The sequence below is a fragment of the Kitasatospora sp. NPDC007106 genome (genome assembly GCF_040634455.1).
Classification (GTDB): Bacteria; Actinomycetota; Actinomycetes; order Streptomycetales; family Streptomycetaceae; genus Kitasatospora; species Kitasatospora arboriphila.
In genome coordinates this window covers 1-4273 of sequence record NZ_JBEYFP010000519.1, presented here as the reverse complement: position 1 = coordinate 4273, position 4273 = coordinate 1, and the positions used below count along the sequence as shown (strand labels likewise).

The following is a 4273-nucleotide window of genomic DNA, read 5'->3' as shown; positions in this document are numbered from 1 at the left end:
CACGGTCGGCGAGGTCGCCGAGGGCGGCCTGCGCCTGCAGGCTCTGGTACCGGCCGGACTGCACGCAGGCCCGCCGGGTCCCGGGCATCGGGAAGAGCCAGTCCCAGCGCTGCAGTGCGGGCGCGAGCGCCAGTGCCACGCAGAGGCCGACGACCAGCGAGTACGCGGCCAGGCTCCACCGGTAGGCGCTCCGGCGGCCGGGCGTGGGCTCCGGCACCCGGCCGAAGGAGAGGACCACCGCGAGCAGCGTCACCCCGAGGTAGGTGGAGAACCACTGCCAGGAGCCCTCCGCGAGCGAGAACGCCAGCACCACGCCGAGGGCCGTTCCCAGCACACCGGCGTCGGCGGCCGGCCGCTCCCCGCCGGCGGTTCGGTTCACGCCCCCGGTTCGGTCCGCGTCCCCGCCCACCCGGCGGCCGCCGGGGCTGCGTACACCCACCTGCACTCTCCTGCCTGCCGCCGGACCTCCAGACTGCTACGGCCGCCCGCCCGGGCACCGGCACCACACCAGGAGCGCCCCCGGCTCCCACCCGCCCGGCCCAGCCCTCCGGACCGTGCCCGCCGACCGGCGACGGGGGACGGCCGCCGCACCTGCGCGGCGGCCGTCCCGGCCGAACGGTGCGGGCGGTCAGCCCTCGAAGCCCCGCTCGTTCGTCACCTCGAGGTTCCGGAAGACCGGCGGCCCGTCGCAGAGCGCCGCGACCTGCGCCGCGAACTCCCCGGTCTCCGGGCGCCGGGAGTTCTCCATGGCCTGCTCGTAGGAGGGGAACTCCACGATGTTCAGGTACGTGTTCTCGGCGTCGCGGTCCTTGGCCTGCACGGCTCTGGTGGCCACCCGGCTGCCCTCGTTCTTCTCCACCCAGGCGTCCAGCAGGGCGTTGAACTCGTCGATCCGACTCGTCTTGTACTCGATGATCTGAATGAACGTCACGTACGGCCTCCTCGACTCGGCGGACGGTGGCCGTCCGCCCGTCCAGCGTCCCCCCGCCACCGGCGTGCCGCAAAGGCAGACGGGTGTGCGGCCGGAGTGCGCCAGCGCCCGCCGACGGCTGGCGTCCGGCGGACGCGCCGCACGGGTCGGCCGTCTCAGGCGAGGGCCAGCAGGCTGACGGCGAGCGCGGCGACGCCGAGACCGGCGAGTTGGCCGCGGTGGATGCGTTCGCCGAGCACGGCACGGGCGAGCAGGACGGTGCCGGCCGGGTACAGGGCGGTGATCACGGCGACGACGGTGAGGTCCCCGCTGCGGACGGCGAGCAGGAACAGCAGGTTGGCCACGGAGTCCAGGACGCCGGCGCCCGCGGACATCGCGTAGGCCGGCCGTTCGGTGCCGAGCCTGCGGCGGAGCAGGCCGGCCGCGGCGAGGACGACCGCGGAGGAGACCGCCCGTCCCACGATCAGCGGGGCGACGCCGCTGTCGTTCGGCGCCTGGTGCAGGAAGACCAGTTGCAGGGCGATGGCGGCGCCGGCGCCGAGGGCCAGCAGCAGGGCGGCCCGGGAGGGGCGGGCCGCGCCGGTCCCGGGGCCGGCGCTGACCAGGACGACCGCGAGCAGGGCGAGCGGCAGGCCGAGGACTCCGGCGGTGGTCAGGTGCTCGCCCTGCAGCAGGCCGACCGCGACCGGCAGGGCGGCGGAGACCAGGGCGGTCACCGGGGACAGCACGTTCATGGGGCCGATCGCCAGGGTGCGGTAGAGCAGGGCGAACGCGGCGGCCGAGGCGACGCCGGAGGCGGCACCCCACCCGACGGCGCCGGGGCTGAACGTGGCGCCGAGCACCGGCCAGAGCAGCAGTTCGACGGCGAGCGAGGCGGGGGCCGCGATCAGCACGGTGCGCAGCACGTGGGCCTTGCGGGAGCCGAGGCCGCCCAGGAAGTCGGCGCAGCCGTAGGCGAGGGAGCTGCCGAGGGCGAGGAGCAGAGCGATCACGGTTCATTCCCTACGATGCCAGTGGAACGACTGGAACGTACATCGGATCGACCGGCATGGTCCAATGGAGTGATCTCGCAGTGCACCCTGTTGGCCCGAACGAGGGGATGGTGACCAGGTGGCGGACGCGACCGAGGCTCTGCGGACGGTGGCGCACAACGTCCGGGCGGCCCGCACGCGGGCGGGCCTGTCGCTGGACGAGCTCGGCCGGCGCGCCCGGGTGAGCAAGGGCGCCCTGGTCGCCCTGGAGAAGGCCCAGGGCAATCCCAACCTGGCCACCCTCGTCCGGCTCGCCGACACCCTCGGCATCTCGGTGTCCGACCTGATGCAGGGACCGCCCGAGGGCCGGGTGCGGATCGTCTCCGCCGACGCCGCGGCGGCGCTGTGGACGGGTGAGCGCGGGGGCGAGGCCCGGCTCGTCCTGACGACCTCGGGCCCGGCCCCGGTCGAGGTGTGGCGGTGGCGCCTGGAGCCGGGCGAGGAGTACGCCAGCCACCCACATCGGGCGGGCGTCGTGGAGACCGTCAGCGTCACCTCCGGGCGGATGACGCTGGTCGTCGACGGCGCCGAGCACACCGTCGAGGCCGGGCAGACCGCCACCTTCGACGGCGACACCGCCCACGCCTACCGCGGGGCGGGCACCGACCCCTGCACCCTGGTCATGACCGTCCACCTGCCGCCCGGCCCAGGGCCCCTGACCTGACCCGGCCCGGCCCGACCCGGACGGGCATCACGGCCGTCCACACCCGCAGGCCACCGCCCCTTTGTGCCTTCGATAGAAAGGCACTCATCAGTGAACGCCAAGTAAATGAAAGCAACTGCGCCCGGATGGGTGTAGAATCTGAGATGCGAGGGCGGCCTCCAGGACCGGCATCACGGTGATGCCCACAGCCGCCCACCAAGGGGGAGACCACCATGGGTTACCAGCTCGATGCGGCACGCGCGACGATGGACGAGCGGCTCCGCCAGGCCGAGCAGCACCGACTCGCCCGCGCGGCCCAGCGCAAGAACCGCACCGCCGCCCGCGCCGAGGCCCGCAAGGCCTGACGCCGACACCCCGTCCCCCGACAACGGCAGGTGCTCCCGGGTCCGCCCGGGAACGAATGACGAGGTCCCGCCCGGTCCCGACGACCGGACGGGGCCTCTGTGTCTCTCCGCCGTGTTCTCCGCGGCGGGCGCTCAGCGCGTTCCGTGCGGTCGGCGGACTCCTTCCACCGGGTCTCAGGCGCGGCCCGGGCGGCCCGCCTCGGCCGCACGGGCGCGGTACTCGGCCGCGTCGGCGGTGAAGCCGTCCTGCTCGGCGAGCCGGGCGGCGCAGGAGAAGTGCTCGGCGGCCTCGCCGGGCCGACCCAGCCTCAGCAGGGCCTGCCCGCAGAGGTCGGTGAGCATCGCCCGGCGGGCCGGGACCTGCTCCGCCGGGGCGAGGTCCAGTCCGTGGCGGGCGAGCGCGAGCGCCTCCGCGGGGCGCCCGTCGTTCAGATGGTGGCGGGCCAGGTGGTACGTGGTGAGCATGTGCGTCTGCGGACTGCCGGCGTCGCGGGCCAGCAGCTGCGCCCGCTCGTATCCGCGGCCGGCCCGGGCGGGGTCGCCGAGCCGGTCGTGCAGCTGGGCCAGGTTGGCGGTGGCGATGGCCTCGCCCTCGGTGTCACCCGCCCGCCGGGCGAGGTCCGGGGCGGACTCGAGGTGGCGGGCCGCCTCCTCGTGCCGGCCCTGCTCCGTCAGCACCCAGCCGAGCAGCGTCCTCACCCGGGACTCCGCGTCGGCGTCCCCGAGTGCGACCGCCGAGTCGAGCGCGCGGCCCAGCGGCGCGTCCCACTGCACCTCGGGCTGCTGCACCACCAGGGGCCACAGCAGGACGGCGAGGCGCCACGCCCGGTCGTGGTGGTGCGCGTCGGCCGCCGCCCCGACGGCCGCGACCAGCGTGCTCCGCTCGGTCGCGTACCAGGCCATCGCAGCGGCCCGGTCCGCGAAGTCCGCTTCCGCAGCCGGCCGGTGGACGTCCGCGGGGAGCGCGCAGCAGGGCTGACTGCCCGCGACGGCGGCCCCGGAGGCGGCCAGGGCGCCGCACAGGTAGTGGTCGAGGAGCGGCAGGATGCGCCGGGGGTCGGGGGCGGGGCGCAGCGTGCGCGCGTACAGCCGGACCAGGTCGTGCAGGGCGTACCGGCCGTCCGCCCGTTCCTCCAGCAGGTTGGCGGCGACCAGCCGTTCCAGCGCCGCCCAGGTCTCCCCCGGTGCGGCGGCGGCCAGCGCGGCCGCCGCGCCGAGGTCGATGTCGGGGCCGAGGTGGTGGGCCAGCAGTCCGAGGAGCTCGGCGGCGGCGGCCGGCAGCTGGGCGACACCGGCCCGCAGC

General features: G+C 75.7%; 5 protein-coding genes and 1 pseudogene. 2 read left to right on the top strand and 4 right to left on the bottom strand.

Going from position 1 to position 4273, the window contains the following annotated elements; genetic code table 11:
• The 3 genes and pseudogenes from ABZ641_RS27515 to ABZ641_RS27505 form a co-directional block, all read right to left on the bottom strand.
• Window positions 1-379, bottom strand: a pseudogene (locus ABZ641_RS27515) (hypothetical protein); the annotation flags it as partial.
• Window positions 380-628: 249 nt separating this feature from the next.
• Complete coding sequence (locus tag ABZ641_RS27510) at window positions 629-931, bottom strand: hypothetical protein (protein WP_359985885.1); 303 nt, start codon at window positions 929-931, stop codon at window positions 629-631.
• A gap of 155 nt (window positions 932-1086) precedes the next feature.
• On the bottom strand, window positions 1087-1923 hold the full coding sequence (locus tag ABZ641_RS27505) for an EamA family transporter (RefSeq protein ID WP_359985883.1): 837 nt from the start codon (window positions 1921-1923) through the stop codon (window positions 1087-1089).
• A 118-nt stretch (window positions 1924-2041) separates the two neighbouring features.
• On the opposite strand from ABZ641_RS27505, the gene ABZ641_RS27500 reads away from it, so the two are divergent.
• Together ABZ641_RS27500 and ABZ641_RS27495 are read left to right on the top strand one after the other, a co-directional pair.
• Window positions 2042-2626, top strand: a complete 585-nt coding sequence (locus tag ABZ641_RS27500; protein WP_359985880.1) for an XRE family transcriptional regulator — start codon at window positions 2042-2044, stop codon at window positions 2624-2626.
• A gap of 212 nt (window positions 2627-2838) precedes the next feature.
• Entirely contained in the window at window positions 2839-2970 is a 132-nt protein-coding gene (locus tag ABZ641_RS27495; protein ID WP_359985878.1) for a hypothetical protein, read from the top strand.
• A gap of 174 nt (window positions 2971-3144) precedes the next feature.
• Here the strand turns inward: ABZ641_RS27495 and ABZ641_RS27490 are convergent.
• Window positions 3145-4273 (bottom strand): tetratricopeptide repeat protein (locus tag ABZ641_RS27490; RefSeq protein ID WP_359985876.1); only part of this gene is annotated, 1129 nt, incomplete at its 5' end.

Bases quoted from the DNA above. Each gene is read 5' to 3' on its own strand.
- ABZ641_RS27495 (WP_359985878.1), top strand. From the start codon at position 2,839: ATGGGTTACCAGCTCGATGCGGCACGCGCGACGATGGACGAGCGGCTC.